At 68.9% G+C, this 12059-nt stretch carries 11 protein-coding genes; 1 reads left to right on the top strand and 10 read right to left on the bottom strand.

Going from position 1 to position 12059, the window contains the following annotated elements; translation table 11 throughout:
* Positions 1 to 130: 130 nt before the first annotated feature.
* The 10 genes from H4O10_RS04465 to baeS all read right to left on the bottom strand — a co-directional run bounded on the left by H4O10_RS04465 (position 131) and on the right by baeS (position 10743).
* Positions 131 to 1429 carry a DUF58 domain-containing protein gene (locus H4O10_RS04465; RefSeq protein ID WP_049403678.1) on the bottom strand — a complete coding sequence of 433 codons (1299 nt, stop codon included), beginning with the start codon at positions 1427 to 1429 and terminating at the stop codon, positions 131 to 133.
* Positions 1426 to 2412: a MoxR family ATPase gene (locus H4O10_RS04460; protein ID WP_033833772.1), complete on the bottom strand. Its 987-nt coding sequence runs from the start codon at positions 2410 to 2412 to the stop codon at positions 1426 to 1428. The genes H4O10_RS04465 and H4O10_RS04460 overlap by 4 nt, the downstream gene beginning before the upstream one ends.
* Positions 2409 to 3593: a DUF4350 domain-containing protein gene (locus tag H4O10_RS04455; protein ID WP_033833771.1), complete on the bottom strand. Its 1185-nt coding sequence runs from the start codon at positions 3591 to 3593 to the stop codon at positions 2409 to 2411. The genes H4O10_RS04460 and H4O10_RS04455 overlap by 4 nt, the downstream gene beginning before the upstream one ends.
* Positions 3590 to 5212: a DUF4129 domain-containing protein gene (locus tag H4O10_RS04450; protein ID WP_033833841.1), complete on the bottom strand. Its 1623-nt coding sequence runs from the start codon at positions 5210 to 5212 to the stop codon at positions 3590 to 3592. The genes H4O10_RS04455 and H4O10_RS04450 overlap by 4 nt, the downstream gene beginning before the upstream one ends.
* Positions 5202 to 6194, bottom strand: a complete 993-nt coding sequence (locus tag H4O10_RS04445; RefSeq protein WP_049403679.1) for a stage II sporulation protein M — start codon at positions 6192 to 6194, stop codon at positions 5202 to 5204. Before H4O10_RS04445 ends, H4O10_RS04450 begins: the two co-directional genes overlap by 11 nt.
* A complete protein-coding gene (locus H4O10_RS04440; RefSeq protein ID WP_049453576.1) occupies positions 6191 to 6880 on the bottom strand; it encodes an RDD family protein in 690 nt (229 codons plus the stop codon). Before H4O10_RS04440 ends, H4O10_RS04445 begins: the two co-directional genes overlap by 4 nt.
* A gap of 123 nt (positions 6881 to 7003) precedes the next feature.
* Complete coding sequence (locus H4O10_RS04435; protein WP_033833769.1) at positions 7004 to 7534, bottom strand: gamma carbonic anhydrase family protein; 531 nt, start codon at positions 7532 to 7534, stop codon at positions 7004 to 7006.
* 166 nt (positions 7535 to 7700) lie between these two features.
* Complete coding sequence (locus H4O10_RS04430) at positions 7701 to 8522, bottom strand: nucleotidyltransferase domain-containing protein (RefSeq protein ID WP_111118620.1); 822 nt, start codon at positions 8520 to 8522, stop codon at positions 7701 to 7703.
* A 131-nt stretch (positions 8523 to 8653) separates the two neighbouring features.
* Positions 8654 to 9343, bottom strand: coding sequence for a response regulator (locus H4O10_RS04425; RefSeq protein WP_005414809.1), 690 nt, complete (start codon positions 9341 to 9343; stop codon positions 8654 to 8656).
* Positions 9340 to 10743 carry a sensor histidine kinase efflux regulator BaeS gene (baeS, locus tag H4O10_RS04420; RefSeq protein WP_049453580.1) on the bottom strand — a complete coding sequence of 468 codons (1404 nt, stop codon included), beginning with the start codon at positions 10741 to 10743 and terminating at the stop codon, positions 9340 to 9342. Before baeS ends, H4O10_RS04425 begins: the two co-directional genes overlap by 4 nt.
* A gap of 117 nt (positions 10744 to 10860) precedes the next feature.
* Between baeS and smeA the strand changes: the two genes are divergently transcribed.
* Entirely contained in the window at positions 10861 to 12057 is a 1197-nt protein-coding gene (smeA, locus tag H4O10_RS04415; RefSeq protein WP_049403680.1) for a multidrug efflux RND transporter periplasmic adaptor subunit SmeA, read from the top strand.
* Positions 12058 to 12059 lie beyond the last annotated feature (2 nt).

The following is a 12059-nucleotide window of genomic DNA, read 5'->3' as shown; positions in this document are numbered from 1 at the left end:
CCGTTGGTAGATGCCGACCCTGGTCGGCGCCGTGAGTTTCGTGCCAACCAAGGTAGGCACCCACCAGGGCGATGTGGCGGTTGTTACAGGGGGGGTAGTGCCGGCCGCTGGCCGGCAATCGTTCCTGGTATCAGAGCAACCCTTCGCGCTTCACCGCCAGATAGCGCTCCACCAGTGCACCGGGCAGGGCGTCGGCGGTCACGTCCAGAACCATCACCTTCTCGCTGCGCAGCGCTTCATGCGCTTTCGCGCGCTGCTGCAGGTACAGCGCCGCGGCGCCGGCCTGTGCCGCGTCCTCCAGCGACTGCACCTCATCATCGAGGACAGCATCCAGTTCGCGCTCGCGCAGGCTGGCCACGCACACCAGGTGGCGTTTCTGCAGCAGGCGCACCGCCGCCAGCAGGTCTTCGATGTCCTCATCGCGTACGTTGCTGACCAGCATCACCAGCGCGCGCCGGCGCTGGCGCAGCGACACTTCGGTGGCGGCGGCCAGGTAGTCGGTGGCCACCGCGCGCGGCTGCAGGTCGTAGCTGGCACGCAGCAGGTGCTCGACCGTGCCCATGCCACGCTGCGGTGCCACCCAGCGGCGCTCGCCACCGGTGGCGAACAGGCCGGCAGCATCGCCCTGGCGCAGCGCCAGGTAGGCCACCACCAGAGAGGCGTTCAATGCATGATCGAAGTGCGAGAGCCCGCCTTCGCTGGCCAGCATGCGGCGGCCACTGTCGAGCATCAGCAGCAGCTGCTGGTTCTTCTCGTCCTGGTACTCGCGCGAGACCAGCTTGCGCGCACGCGCGGTGGCCTTCCAGTCCAGCTGGCGCAGGCTGTCGCCGATGCGGTACTCGCGCATCTGGTGGAAGTCGGTGCCTTCACCGCGGCGGCGCTTCACGTGTGCACCGACCAGCCGCGAGGCCTGGTCGGCACTGAACAGGGCGAAGCGGGTGAGCGGTACGAAGTTCGGATAGACCCGCACGTCCAGCGCGGGAGGCAGCGTGCGTTGCTGCCACCACAGGCGCCATGGCGAGCGCATGCGCAGATGCACGCCGTCGAAGCGGAAGCGCCCACGCTGCAGCGGCTGCAGGTGGTAGTGCAGGGTGGAGGCGCTGCCGGGCTTCAGGCGCACGCGCTGCGGCAGCGATTCCAGCGGCCAGCCGCCGGGGACCAGGTCGAACACCTGCACCGTCATCGATGCGTCCGCCTGCAGCCGCAGCGCGGCCTCGCGGCGCACGCCCAGTGCCAGTGCTTCGGGCAGCTCACGCTGGATCTGCGGCGATGGACGCCGCGTCTGCCGCCACAGATCCATCAACGCTGGCACGGCAATCGCCACCGCGGCCAGCGCCCAGCTCCAGCGCGGCAGCATGCCGCCCAGCACCAGGCCACCCAGGGCGGCCCAGGCCAGCAGCAGCGCCAGCAGCAGCGGGGCCGGCCTCATCGGCGCGGTGCTTCCACCTTGGCCAGCAGTGCACCCAGCACGTCGTCGGCGTCCTGGCCTTCGATCTGCAGTTCCGGTGCCAGCGCGATGCGATGGCGCAGCGCGGGGCGCGCGATGTCGCGCACGTCGTCGGGGGTGACGAAGTCACGGCCGGCCAACACCGCCTGCGCGCGCGAGGCACGTACCAGCGCGATGCTGCCACGCGGGCCAGCGCCGACCGCGATACCCGGCCACTGCCTCGTGGCCGCCACAATCCGCACCGCGTAGTCGATCACTTCGTCATCGACGGTGATCGCCGCCGTGGCGCGCTGCAGTTCCAGCAGCTCACCGGCGCCGAGCACGCGCGGCACCTGGCTCAGGTCGAAATCGCTGGCGGCGCGGCCGCTGGTGATCGCGGTCACCATGCGCTTCTCGTCCTCCAGCTGCGGGTAGTCGATCAGCACCTTCAGCAGGAAGCGGTCCAGCTGCGCTTCCGGCAGCGGGTAGGTGCCTTCCTGTTCCAGCGGGTTCTGCGTGGCCAGCGCCATGAACGGCGGCGCCAGGGTGAAGGCCTTGCCTTCGATGGTCACCTGGCCTTCCTGCATCACTTCCAGCAGCGCCGACTGGGTCTTGGCCGGTGCGCGGTTGATCTCGTCGGCCAGCAGCAGATTGGTGAACACCGGGCCACGACGGATCTTGAAGCTCTCGGTCTTCGGGTCGTACACCGCGTGGCCGCTGACGTCGCTGGGCATCAGGTCGGGGGTGAACTGCACGCGACCGTAGTCCAGCTCAAGTGCCTGGGCCAGCGCGCGCACCAGCAGGGTCTTGCCCAGCCCGGGCACGCCCTCGATCAGCACGTGGCCACCGGCCAGCAGGGCCACCAGGATCTGGTCCAGCACATCAGCCTGGCCGATGAAGGCGTGGCCGACGGCATCGCGGATGGCATCGACGCGTTCGATCAGGCGGGCGTTGGCGGCCGCCGGCAGCTCGGGGACTTCGGTCATAGCAGGGATCTCATCTGGAGCAGCAAGCGGATGCGCTCGCGCAGGGCGGAGGAATCGTGCGGCGGAGGGGGCGTGAGCGCGCTGGCAACGCGGCCTTGCGGCCACTTCAGCAGCTCGGCGATGGCCTGATCGCGCGGCGCGCCATCGAGTGCGGCGGCAACCGGTGCGCGCAGGCGCAGGCGGTGCAGGAACAGGGCGAGTACGGCCTCGTACAGGCGCGCGCCGTGGCCGAAACGCAGCAGCAGTTCGCCACTGGCGCGCACGTGCTCCAGCAGCGAACGGCGTTCCAGAACCGGCGACGGCAGCAGGCTGCCGAAGCGCTGCGAGCGGCCCCACAGCCAACCCAGCAGGGCCAGCAGCAACGGTGCCCACAGCGGCCAACCCTGATAGAACATGCGCGACCACAGCGACGGCGGGCGGCTGGCATAGACCAGCCAGACCGCACCCTTGCCGTAGTTCGGATCGAGCAGGTAGCGGGTCAGGTCGCGATGCGACGCGTCGTGCAGGCCGTCGCTGGCCTTGCCCCCTGCGGAGGCCAGGCGCGCCGCCGGTGAGTCCACCTCGCTGCGCATGAACTCCATGTCGGCCAGCACGCTCACCTTGCCCTGGCCATGGCGCAGGCGCGCGAACACCAGGTCGCGATCCGTGCCCCAGCGACGTTCGGCCTGCGCACTGGCGGCAAAACCCAGGGTGAAGCGACGGCCACCGCAGAATTCGACGTGGCCAGGATCGTCGTCGACATGGAACGGCTGGCAGTCGCTGCGCTGGAACAGGCTGTCCACGCCCAGCCGGTCCAGCAAGGGGCCCTGCGTGCTGCCGGCATCGTCCTCGGCCGGCGGCGGTGTACGTACCAGCAGGTGGCCGCCACCGTCGACCCAGTCCAGCAGCGCGCTGGCAACGGGCGGCGGCAGTTCGCTGCTGTCCTGCAGCAGCACCACCGTATCGTTCGGCCCCAGTGCCATCTGCTGCAGTTCCAGCCGTGGCCGCGAGTGCACGTCAATGCCATCGGCGCGCAGGGCCTGGCCGAGTACGTACAGCGGGTTGTAGGCGGCTTCGCCCTGTGGCGGCAGCCGGATCGTCTCGGTCACCCGTTCGTGCGTGCGCAGGTAGAGGATGGTCAGCGGTACACCGAACAGCACCAATGCACCGAGCAGCAGCGACCAGAACAGGCGCGGACTCATGCCTGCCACCCGTACTGCTGGCGCAGGGTATCGGCCAATGCATCGAAATCGGCGCGGCTGGGCAGGCGGCCACCGTAGGCGGCGTACTGCCACATGCGCACGATGCGCGCGAACAGGTCACGATCGGTGGCATCAGGCATGCGCCGCGACGCGCGCAGGCATTGCGCTTCGGTGGCACCAGGTGGAAGCGCGATACCGCTGCGCTCGCCCACCGTGCGCACACTGGCGCGGTACAGCAGGGCCAGCGCCTGCCGCGGCCGGCCCTGGTCCCAGAGCAGGCCAGCCTGGGTGGCCACGTCCGGCGGCAGCACCACCGGCAACTCCACCTGTTCCTCCAGCACCTTCGGTGCAGCGTCGGCCTTGCGCCGGCCACTGCCACGCAGCCATGGCAGCCACAGCCGCGCGGTCAGCAGCAGCACCAGCAGCAGGATGCCGAGCAGGCCCCACAGGCCCCATTCGGCCAGCCGTGCCAGCCAGGCGATGCCGTCCCTGCGCGCTTTGCGTTCACCTTTGCTGTTGGTGTCACGCTGCAGCTGCTTGTCTTCCTTCTTTTTTTCCTCGGCCTGCTCGATCGGCTTCCAGCGGGTGACCTCGCGGGTCGGGCGCTGCAGCGGGTCCTCATAGGCGCGGTTAACCGCTTGACGGAAACCGGCGGTGTCCACCGGCGTGCCACCGAAGATGGTGGCCGGCGTGTTGGCCGGGTCGATGGTCGGTTCATCGTCGTCGTCTTCGGCGGCGATGTTACTGGCGTTGGGCTTGCCCATTGCGCGCCCGGGCTCGGCATCTGCGTCCTGCGCATGCACCGGGGCGGAGACCAGCGGCAGTGCCAGGCACAGCAGCAGCGCCAGCGTCGATGCCGCCGGCAGCAGGCGATCGCGCAGGCGGCGCAGGGCGATTTCGACGTCCCAGGCTTCCATCTGCGTACGCCGGTTCAAGTACAGGCCAAAGCCCGCACCGACGAAGAACGGGCCGATCAGCGCCGAGGCCAGCCAGCAGGCCAGATTGAAACCGAAGCGTGCCCATGCCGGCGTGTCCTTGCCGATCATGTCCCACGCCGCACGCCAGGATTCGGACATCAGGTCCAGTGGCATGAACATGAACACTGCACCGATGGCACCAGATACCAGCACCGCTTCGAACGCCATGCAGGTCACGGTCAGCACTGTCGCCGCACCTGCGGCGCCGGCAGCCACCGCACGGCGGCGTGGACCGCGCTGGCCCGGGGCGTTGCCTTCCAGCAGGTTCACCGGCAGGCACAGGCTGCGCAGCACGCTGAAGCGACGCCAGCCCAGGTAGCCCCAGGAACCAGTGTTGCCCCAGTGGCGCTGCGCACGCAGGGCCGAAAGTGTGCTGACCGGTTCGCCGAAGATGCCGCGCGACAGCACATACAGCGGCGCACGCTCGAACAGTGGCTTGCACCACCACATCGCCAGCCAGGCCCAGCCGAAGGCATCCAGCCACCATCCCAGCGCGTTGAAGATCACGAACAACGGAGCACTGGCCAGCAGCCAGCTGCCCCACACGGCGCGCGCATGGCGGCGGGCGAGGGCACTGCCCAGCTCCATCGCTTCCCAGCCGCTGCGTGCACGCAGCACTACGTCCAGACGGTCAATGCGCATGGCCGCCTCCACGCCCGCCACGCCATAGCCACAGCAGCACGCCGGCCCAGAGCACTCCGGCGACGCCGAACTTGGTCCATGCGGGGACTTCCGCGATCGACGACCAGAACGCTTCGATGAAGGCTGCGACCAGCAGCATGAACGCCACGCCCAGGCACAGCCGCGCACCGATGCGGCCACCGTCGACCAGCGCGTCCAGGCGGCTGCGCCGGCCCGGTGCCAGCAGCTTCATGCCCAGCTGCAGGCCGGCACCGCCGGCGATCACGATCGCGGTCAGCTCGAACGCGCCATGGCCGGCCACGAAGCGCCAGAATGGTCCACCGTGTCCGATGTGCTGCAGGTGGCCGGCCACCGCGCCGATGGTGACGCCGTTGAACAGCAGCACCAGCAGCGTACCCAGCCCGGCCAGCAGGCCGCTGGCGAAGGTGCGCAGGGCAATGCTGATGTTGTTGAGGATGTAGTGGCCGAACATCATCCAGTCGGTACCGCTGTCGCGGCCCAGTCGTTCGGCGGCAGGGTCGTACATGCGCTCCATCGCGGCGATCTGGCGGTTGTCCATCAACGTGTGGATCAGGTCCGGGTAGACCTGTACAAGCACGAAGCAGGCGATTGCCGGCAGCGCGAACATCGCCAGCGCCACCCACATGCTGCGTGCCTGGCTGCGCACGAGCAGCGGGAAGTCGGCCACGAGGAATTCCAGCGCGGCGCGCCAGCGCGTCGGCCGTGTGCGGTACAGCACACTGTGGCCCTGCTGCATCAGCTGCTGCAGGCGCTGGAGCAGCTGCGGGCTGTAACCGCGCTCGCGGGCCAGCGCCAGCTGCTGGCACAGGCGCCGGTAGCGCTGCGGGACGGCGGTATCGTCCAGTGCCAGGCCGCTGGCCTTGCGGCGCGCGCGGCGCGAGGCGCCGGCACGCAGCAGCAGCCACTGTTCCAGCTCCTGCCATTCCTGCTGGTAGCGGGCGACGAACTGTTCCTGTTTCATCGCCGCCCCAGCAGCCAGTTGGCCATGGCGTACAGGCGCAGCACGGCGACCTGGCCGTGGGTACCGGTCAGGGGCTCGGCAATGCCGGCCAGCTCCTGCTGGCGGGCCGCCGACAGCCGTGGCGCGCGCTCGGCGAAGGCCATCAGCGCGGCCTGTTCCTCCGGCCGCAGTGGCTGCGGCGGGGCCAGCACGCTGTCGATGGTAGGTGGCGGCGGCAGGTACAGCACAGGCGCGTGCACCACCACGGTGCCGGCCACCAGGTCGCCGAGGCGGCGGCCGTGCGGATCGAACAGGCTGCTGACCAGGCCCAGTGCATAGCCGAACGGCAGCATGTCCACCGTGCGCAGCAGGTTGCGGGTGATCGCCGCCATCCAGCCCACGGGCGCGCCATCGCGGGACAGCACGCGCAGGCCCAGCGCGCGCTTGCCCAGTGTGCGGCTCCACAGTGCCTCGCACACGATCGGGTAGACCCAGTAGACCAGGAACATCAGCACCAGGTTGAGGCCGGAGCCGAATTCGTCCAGCACCGCCAGCGGAATCGCCATCAGCACCAGTACCGCGATGCGCACGCCAAGATCGACCAGCCAGGCCATGGCCCGCGGCAGCGGTCCGGCTACCGGCAACTGAAGCAGCACACCCTCTGGCGTCACCACCTCACGGTAGGTATCGAGCATCGGTGCGGCCATCAGCGCGGTGGCCTTCGTTGTGGGCGCCGGAGTCCTCTCCGGCTGGCAACCACAGGCATGGGGGTCTCGACAGATCCTGGTCGGGCCCAGACTTTAGCAGAGCCGCGCGGCAGCGTTGGCTGCTCAGCCCCGGTATTCGTCCTTCAGCCGCACGTAGTGGTCGGCCGAGTACTGCAGCGACTCGATCTCCTTGTCGCTCAGCGTGCGTGCCGGCCGGGCAGGGTTGCCGACCCACAGCTCGCCTTCGCCCACCACCTTGCCGGGGCCGATCACCGCACCGGCGCCGACGAAGCCATGGCGCTCCACGCGGGCACCGTCGAGGATGCAGGCGCCCATGCCGATCAGGCTGTAATCGCCGATCGTGCAGGCGTGGATGATGCAGCCGTGGCCGACGGTCACGCCTTCGCCGATCAGGGTCGGGTAGCCGGCCTTGTTGTACGGGCTGTGGTGGCTGACGTGGATGATGGTGCCGTCCTGCACGTTGGTGCGTGCACCGATGCGTACGTAATTGACGTCACCGCGGATGACCGTGCCCGGCCACACCGACACGTCGTCGCCCAGTTCCACGTCGCCGATGATCGTGCACGACGGGTCGATGTACACGCGCTCGCCGAGGACGGGCATCTTGTCGCGGAAGGGGCGCAGCGGGTTCATCGGGGTCTCCGGAAATCAGGGCGTTCGCGACGATGATACCCGCGTGGTCCGCACGCCGCGTGCCTGCCGCGGGTAGTGCCGGCCGCTGGCCGGCAACCACGGAAATCCAGACGTGCCGCGCGGTTGCCGGCCAGCGGCCGGCACTACCAGAGGCAGGTGCGGCTCTTCATTCAGGCGCGTGCTCGGCCAGCATCTGCCGGAACAGCTCATCCAGCCACGCAGCATCACCTCGTCCGGCGGGCAGCTGTGGCGCCTGCGCAGTCCGGATGGCCAGTTCACGATCGATGTAGTCGCTGATCGCCGCAATGCGCGGCCCGGCGGCGACCTCGGCGCTGGCCCGCTTGACCGCCAGCAGGGCATCGATGACTTCACGCACCGCACCGTCTGGCAGCAGCCGGTCCAGCAGATCCTCGAAGGCCATCGGCGGGGGTGTCTGTTCGTGCTCTATCCACTGGCAGGCCAGCAGTGGGCGCAGCACGTACAGGTACTTCTTGGTGCGCACCGTTTCGCCACGCGGGTAGCCGCGATGGTTCGAGCGCGCCATGTTGAAGTAGTGCCACCAGGTGCCCAGCGGTGAATGGAACGCTTTCGCTGCTTCCCACAACTGTGACACCGCCGCCTGATCCTGCTGGTAGACGATCGGCGAGCGCAGCCACTCGATCAGTGTCGGATTGGATTTTGAAACCAGTCGCAGTGCCTTGCGCAGGTCCCAGCCGCTCACGTCGAGCTCATCGTCGATCGGCAGTTCGATCACATCGCGCTGCGCTTCGCCGGGACCGGTGCTCTCGTTGACGCTGAGATACCAAGGCTGGCGATGCACGTAGATGAAGCGCGCGTCGTAGTCGCTGTCGGGCGAGGAAAAGCCCCAGCCGCGGCTGCCCGACTCGCACGCCAGCAGCACGCGTACGTCGTAGCGCTGTTCGATGTCAGCCAGGGTGGAAAGGATGGCGGCGCGCTTGTCCGGCGCGATCGGGTGGATGTCGTCCATGCAGTTGTGTTCGTAATGTCGAGCGTGCTCGACTGTAACGCAGGTGCGCACCGGTAGTGCCGGCCGCTGGCCGGCAACCACGGAAATCCAGGCGTACCGCGCGGTTGCCGGCCAGCGGCCGGCACTACCGGCTAGGGTTCGTAGCTGTAGCCCATGCCGTACACCGAACGGATCGGCTCGCCTTCCATGCCGGCGTCGGCCAGCTTGCGGCGCAGGTTGCGCACATGGCTGTCGACGGTGCGGTCGACCACCACGCGATGGTCCAGGTACAGCCGGTCGAGCAGTTCATCGCGCGCCCAGATCCGGCCCGGGGTGGCCAGCAGCGTGCGCAGCAGGCGGTACTCCACCGGCGTCAGGTCCAGGCCCTTGCCGTTCCAGGTGGCGCGTGCGGCCGGCTCGTCGATGTGCAGGCCACCGTTGGCGCGCGCACCCGGGTCCGGGCGGTAGCGGCGCAGCACCGCCATTACCCGCGCGACCACTTCGCGCGGACTGAACGGCTTGCAGATGTAGTCGTCGGCGCCGATCTCCAGGCCCAGCAGGCGGTCGATCTCTTCCACCCGTGCGGTGACCATGATGACCGGTACATCGCTGCTGGCACGCAGTTCGCGGCACAGGTCCACACCGTCGCGCTGCGGCAGCATCAGGTCCAGCAGCACCAGGTCGGGCTGGTAGCGCGCGAATGCGTCGATCACCTGGCCACCGTCGTCCACCCACTCGCTGGCCATGCCGGCGGCGGCCAGGTAGTCGCGCAGTACCGAGGCCAGGCGCGGCTCGTCCTCGACGATCAGGATCTTCGTGGACGTGGCGGGCGACGTGCTCATGCAGGCTCCGGCAGGCTGATGACCACGCGCAGCCCGCCCAGCGGCGAGGGCGCGGCGTGGATGACGCCGTGGTGGGCGAGGATGATGTTGTGGCTGATGGCCAGGCCCAGCCCGCTGCCGCCACTGGCGCGGTTGCGCGAACTTTCCACGCGGTAGAAGCGTTCGAACAGCAGTGCACACTTGTCGGGCGGAACGCCCGGCGCGGTGTCTTCCACGACCAGCTGCACGCCGGCAGGCACGCGCGCTGCCTGCACGCGTACGCGGCCACCGGCATGGGTGTAGCGCAGTGCGTTTTCCAGCAGGTTGGCCAGCACCTGCTGCAGGCGCCGTTCGTCACCGGACACCTGCAACGGCGTGGCGGGCAGGTCTTCTTCCAACGCCAGGCCTGCATTGGCGAAGCGCACGCGCATGCCATTGAGTTCGCTGCGCAGCAGCGCCACCAGGTCCAGTGGCGCGAAGCGGTACGCCAGGCCGCCGGACTGGGTCATCGACAGGTCGTGCAGGTCGTCGATCAGCTTGCCCAGCTGGCGGATCTCGCCCTGCAGGCCCACCAGGTTGGCCCGGTCCAGCGGACGGATGCCATCTTCGATCGCCTCCAGCTCGGCGCGCACCACGGCCAATGGCGTGCGCAGCTCATGCGAGATGTCGGCAATGAAGGCGCGGCGGTTGCGTTCGGTATCGTCCAGCGCCTGCGCCATCCGGTTGAAGTCGTTGACCAGCGCGTCCAGCTCATCGTCACTGGTGCGCTCGATGCGGGTGGCGTAGTCACCGGCGGCCAACCGGTGGGTGGCAGCGGCCAGCTTGGCAAGGCGCTGGCGCAGCGCACGCGATACCAGCCAGGCCAGCAGTACCGTCACCAGCAGTAGCGCGATGCCGATCACCCACCAGGCGCGCACCTGGGTGTTGTAGAAATTCAGGTCGTTGGTGGCGATGACGGTCTGGAACGGCACCATGCCCAGCCAACCGACGGTCTGCCCGTCCACCTGCACCGCATGCGGCTCGTCATCGCTGGTGGCGTCGGGGTTGCCGGCCACGAAACGGTGCTGCGCGTCGAACAGGCCCAGGCGCGACGGCACGCCGGTCTGGTCGGACAGCGACGGCACCGGTCCTTCGTGCCCATGGGCCAGGTCCGGGCGCAGCAGCCGCGCCCAGCGGTCGCCATCACCGTGCAGATGCTCCCAGCCACCGTGCTCGCGGTACTCGTGCTGCAGGTGTGGCATCAGCCGCTGCATGCGCAGGTCGCCCTGGTCGTTGAGGTAGTCCAGGAAGCCGGTCTGGAAGGCCACGCGGCTGGCAACACCGTTCACTGCCAGCACCAGCAGGCAGGCGGTGAAGATCGCGAGGAAGGTCTTCGCGGTCAGGCCGAATTTGAGTTGGAACTTCGCCATCGCGAAGGCCATTAGCGGCGCATGCGGCGCCGAAAGCAAGCGCCAGCTGAGCCCGTCGCACAATCTCCATATTCTCTGCACAGTTTCACGGCAGCGTGCACGGGTCAACGCAAGGCCCCCACGCCCCCCATGTCCCTCCTGCGCCCGCTGTCCCGTTCCCCGCGTCCCCTGCTGTTGCCCCTGCTGCTGGCCCTGGCGGCCTGTTCGGCGGGCAGGACCGATGCCCCGGCCATGCCCGAAGTGGGCGTCATCATCGCCCGCGCGCAGCCGCTGGCACTCCAGCAGACCTTGCCCGGCCGTGCCGTGCCGTTCGAGATCTCCGAGGTGCGGCCGCAGGTCGGCGGCCTGATCCGCCAGCGGTTGTTCACCGAAGGCCAGCAGGTCAAGGCAGGGCAGCTGCTGTACCAGGTCGACCCGGCACCGTACCAGGCGGCCTTCGATACCGCGCGCGGGCAGCTGGCGCAGGCCGAGGCTACCGTGTTGTCGGCACAGCCGAAGGCCGAGCGTACCCGCGCGCTGGTGAGCATGGATGCAGCCAGCAAGCAGGACGCCGACGATGCCACCTCGGCATTGAAGCAGGCGCAGGCCAACGTGATTGCCGCGCGCGCTGCATTGCAGGCTGCCCGCATCAACCTCGACTACACCCGGGTGACCGCCCCCATCGACGGCCGCATCGGCACCTCCAGCGTCACCGCCGGCGCGCTGGTCGCGGCCGGCCAGGATACGGCACTGGCCACCATCCAGCGGCTGGACCCGGTGTACCTGGATGTCACCCAGTCCAGCACGCAGATGCTGGCGCTGCGCAAGCAGCTCGATGCGGGCCTGGTGAAGGCCATCGATGGCAAGGCACAGGTAAAGGTGCTGCTGGAGGACGGCAGCACCTACGCGCATGAAGGCACCTTGGAGTTCGTCGGCAGCGCAGTGGATCCGGGCACCGGCAACGTGAAGCTGCGCGCGGTCATTCCGAACCCGGACGGCCTGCTGTTGCCGGGCATGTACCTGAAGGCGGTGCTGCCGATGGCCACCGACGCGCGTGCCCTGCTGGTGCCGCAGAAGGCGGTGGTGCGCAACGAACGCGGCGAACCGCTGCTGCGCCTGCTCGACGCCAAGGATCATGTGGTCGAGCGCCGCGTCAGCACCGGCCAGGTGGTCGGTAACCAGTGGCAGATCACCAGCGGCCTCAAGGCTGGCGAACGGGTGATCGTCAGCAACGGCAGCGCGGTATCGCTCGGCCAGCAGGTGAAAGCGGTGGCGGCCACGACGGCGCAGTTGGCGGCGATGCCGGCGGTCGATCCGAACGGCAACACCGACGAAAAGTCGCACTGAGG

It is taken from the genome of Stenotrophomonas sp. I18B00994 (assembly GCF_014145825.1).
Taxonomy (GTDB): Bacteria; Pseudomonadota; Gammaproteobacteria; order Xanthomonadales; family Xanthomonadaceae; genus Stenotrophomonas; species Stenotrophomonas maltophilia.
Note: the sequence above shows the minus strand (reverse complement) of the source record. Positions and strands in the feature narration are given on the sequence as shown.

Excerpts from the sequence above, each read along its gene's own strand:
- H4O10_RS04465 (WP_049403678.1), bottom strand. The coding sequence starts at position 1,429 with ATGAGGCCGGCCCCGCTGCTGCTGGCGCTGCTGCTGGCCTGGGCCGCC.
- H4O10_RS04460 (WP_033833772.1), bottom strand. The coding sequence starts at position 2,412 with ATGACCGAAGTCCCCGAGCTGCCGGCGGCCGCCAACGCCCGCCTGATC.
- H4O10_RS04455 (WP_033833771.1), bottom strand. The coding sequence starts at position 3,593 with ATGAGTCCGCGCCTGTTCTGGTCGCTGCTGCTCGGTGCATTGGTGCTG.
- H4O10_RS04450 (WP_033833841.1), bottom strand. The coding sequence starts at position 5,212 with ATGCGCATTGACCGTCTGGACGTAGTGCTGCGTGCACGCAGCGGCTGG.
- H4O10_RS04445 (WP_049403679.1), bottom strand. The coding sequence starts at position 6,194 with ATGAAACAGGAACAGTTCGTCGCCCGCTACCAGCAGGAATGGCAGGAG.
- H4O10_RS04440 (WP_049453576.1), bottom strand. The coding sequence starts at position 6,880 with ATGGCCGCACCGATGCTCGATACCTACCGTGAGGTGGTGACGCCAGAG.
- H4O10_RS04435 (WP_033833769.1), bottom strand. The coding sequence starts at position 7,534 with ATGAACCCGCTGCGCCCCTTCCGCGACAAGATGCCCGTCCTCGGCGAG.
- H4O10_RS04430 (WP_111118620.1), bottom strand. The coding sequence starts at position 8,522 with ATGGACGACATCCACCCGATCGCGCCGGACAAGCGCGCCGCCATCCTT.
- H4O10_RS04425 (WP_005414809.1), bottom strand. The coding sequence starts at position 9,343 with ATGAGCACGTCGCCCGCCACGTCCACGAAGATCCTGATCGTCGAGGAC.
- baeS (WP_049453580.1), bottom strand. The coding sequence starts at position 10,743 with ATGGCCTTCGCGATGGCGAAGTTCCAACTCAAATTCGGCCTGACCGCG.
- smeA (WP_049403680.1), top strand. The coding sequence starts at position 10,861 with ATGTCCCTCCTGCGCCCGCTGTCCCGTTCCCCGCGTCCCCTGCTGTTG.